At 41.0% G+C, this 3,113-nt stretch carries 1 protein-coding gene and 1 pseudogene; both read right to left on the bottom strand.

The window, feature by feature from the left end:
- Window positions 1–602, bottom strand: a pseudogene (locus CAG68_RS12450) (ATP-binding protein); the annotation flags it as partial.
- 529 nt (window positions 603–1,131) lie between these two features.
- Window positions 1,132–3,113: hypothetical protein (locus tag CAG68_RS12455; RefSeq protein WP_237667876.1), on the bottom strand; the 1,982-nt coding region annotated here is incomplete at its 5' end.

Below are 3,113 nucleotides of genomic sequence, written 5' to 3' on the forward strand. Positions count from 1 at the left end.
TGGAGAGCCAGTTTGGTCTTTTTTAGTTCAGTTATGTAGTGGCTAAGATATAAAACAATGACCGAAAACGTTAAAGCGGTAGTGAGTATTAATGAGTACACCGCGGCTTTACTCGTTAGAAAAATACTACTCATCAGACGTTCATGAGTTTGTTCGGCCACTTCGTCCATTGAATCTGAAAAAATAATTCGCTCTAATTTCTGTAGGGATAACTTGTTTTCTGTCTGTTGTTTCGCTTCAATTGTCTTCTCAAGTAAGGCTAACTGTCCTCTAGCTGTTTTGGTATAGTCTTCAACCATATGAGAAAGTGAATCCCCTAGCCAAAAAAAACGAGGAAACCTTACGGTAATATCATTGGATGCTTCAGATAGATCATTTAATGCAACGGTTAACTCTTCTATCTGGGTCAATATCTTACTTATTTGTGCGTGATCTTCGCTGCCCAATAAATGGATATAGTTTCTGATATGAACGAGACTCGCGGAGTGGGCTACATGAGAACTCTCTACGGCTTCTAGAAGGTTGCTTTGAGCCTTAAAAGAGAAAAAAGCAATCAAGGTAATAGCTAATCCAACGCCAATGAAAAACTCAAGTATATTCATACTTGGTGGATACCTATTATTCACTAGACTCCTCCAGATGAAACTCATGAATGACAGGGATAACGCTTTGTTTTTCAATGCAATAGAAAAATAATGCGGCTGTGACCAACAAGAATGCCAGTGCCCCCCACGCAAACATTTTTAACTTAGACAATTATTCGACCTCATCACGTCATGTATACATACAGTCTAGTATGCAACTGGCCGCAAAGCTAACCCTCTGACCTCTCAACCATCTGAAAAATTAAAACAAAAGACTCGTGTTACCATAACTTAAAGTAGCTATAATAAGTTACTCTCTGATGGCTTTTATTAAACGATTAGTTGAGTAGTGCAAGTTACATCACTAACAACGAAATAAAATATCGTAAAGTTATAAAGTACTTACCGTGACGATTTTGGACATAAATGTGTCAGTGGCTTTGCTAATTTAGAAAAATACGGATTAGCTGAAGTTTGGCTAAACTAGATGGCAAAATGAAAGACCTTTCCCTATTCATGCGATCTCTGATTTACCGTGATGACGAGGTCATGAGTCAGAGACTAAAGCTCTTTTATTCATATCAATGACCATCACTTCTATCTCATCGATACCTACATAACCGTGCGCAATCGACTTCCAATAGTCTTTGAGTGCTGGAGCGAGCTTATCAATTCCTACTCGCTTACCATCTATCTCCCAACTCTTGGTAGACTTCAGTGATACTAAAAGAAATACACCACAACCAGCAGTGCCCTCTCTGAGATAATCACCAACGAGCTGGTTTCGAAGCCGCTCGCACAAATCAGGACCACTCCAACCTTTATCAAGTAACTTCAACTCAATCGGAACTGGAGAGGCGACTTTCGGGTTGGCCAGCCAAATATCCATCCTTTGTTCATTAGCTAACTCTGGCTCTTCTGCGATTGTGTAGTATCCGTTGGCACTTTTTCTTAGCTCAGCAGCAATAAGCGTTCTAACCTCATTTTCTTTGGTTGCTCTTTGCCAAGTCATCCAAGGGCTATCATTACCATTTTCGACCCAATCCTTAATCGAAAGAATTTGTCGGACACCCAGTTCAAATAGCTGCCTGTGCGACTCAGGAGAGATCAGCTTCGTTTTGTGAAACTCCTTAAACTGGTTATCTGACCATAGCGGGACATCACCATAAGCTTCAGCCATTTTGTATGCGTTCTTTTTCATCCACGGTCGATGTGACTCGTCAGGGTGATCTTCTATCAGCTGTGTCAATGCGTAATAATTTTCCTTCGAGGGAATCTCGACCAAGTAGTTGAACAACATATCTCTTGCTTCTTGAGCATGATCTCGTGTTGTGGGGCTATAGACCCCTGTGCCGGCTCGCTTAAGATCATCACTGACTCTTATATATTTATGCATCAGGATGTACAAAGCCTTTAGGTGAGCAACCACTTTAAACCGTCCTACATTATAAAGAGAACGATGTGAGCTCCTCCCACCTAACAACGCTTCCAGAAATACTTCCGCAGCGTTCGTTGCCTGTTCAGGATCAAGCGTTGCTAGCCACTCCTCTAACTCTGGAATACCTTGGTCAGGCTCACTATCGACTAACAGCGCATACCACCATGCAATTTCATGATCGTCACCTTGACTTGTTGATATGTATTTTTGGGCTAGCAAAGATAGTTGCTCAGCACTAATACCACCTTCAACCAAGAGTCTTAAGCAATATTCCTTATTGGCTTGGATTAAATTGTCAGAACTGACTAGATACTCAAATACAGTGCCAGCGAGATGTTGTTTGAGCCAAGGTGCGTGATACACCAAGTCGTGTAGAATGTGGCTTGAAACCTCTTTGGTTTTACTATTATTCTTTAGCTCCCAAAACACCTCTTTAAGAATGGCCTTATTTGTTTCCTCTGGATAAGTTCGATGTACTACCTCAAGCCAACTTGGGAATCCATTTATATCCCATGTTATATAGCGCAATAGAGTTCCAAGGTCTTCACCACTTAAAGTCTTCGGAAAGTTAGAGTCTTCCTTTGCTTGAATTTCTAGCCCAGCTAAGCCAAATAACAAGGCATACGGGATTGAATTACCAATCTCCTCCTCTGAATGCAACTGTGGGCGAAAGTTTCGCCAATGATTCATACAAAACTCTTTGTATGAATTTGCCACTTGCAAGCCAAATTCAGGAATTAGCCGTTCCCATTGACTTGCACTGCGTCGACTTGTAGCTGAACTATCTTTTTCTAGCTCACTTAATAGCCAGACATGATTGTTAGTAATTTCGCCAGATTTTACCTTTGGAGTCGTAATCTGAGACGGATTTTCTTGTAGTGAATGTATCCATTCTATTCGGCTACTTTCTCTCTTTTTCCGTTTTTTTTCTGCTTGTCGGCGATACTTCGCTTGCTTAGCCTCGTACCTTAGTGTTGATTCAGGAGTTATCGGATTTAACAAATTCTCTAATCGTGAGACTAAGATTTCTTCACCAAGGACAGCAATACGAAGCTCTTCTAGCATGTTTACAGGTGAGCCTAACTGTTGAT

The organism is Vibrio sp. V42_P2S4T144, from assembly GCF_009904715.1.
Classification (GTDB): Bacteria; Pseudomonadota; Gammaproteobacteria; order Enterobacterales; family Vibrionaceae; genus Vibrio; species Vibrio alginolyticus.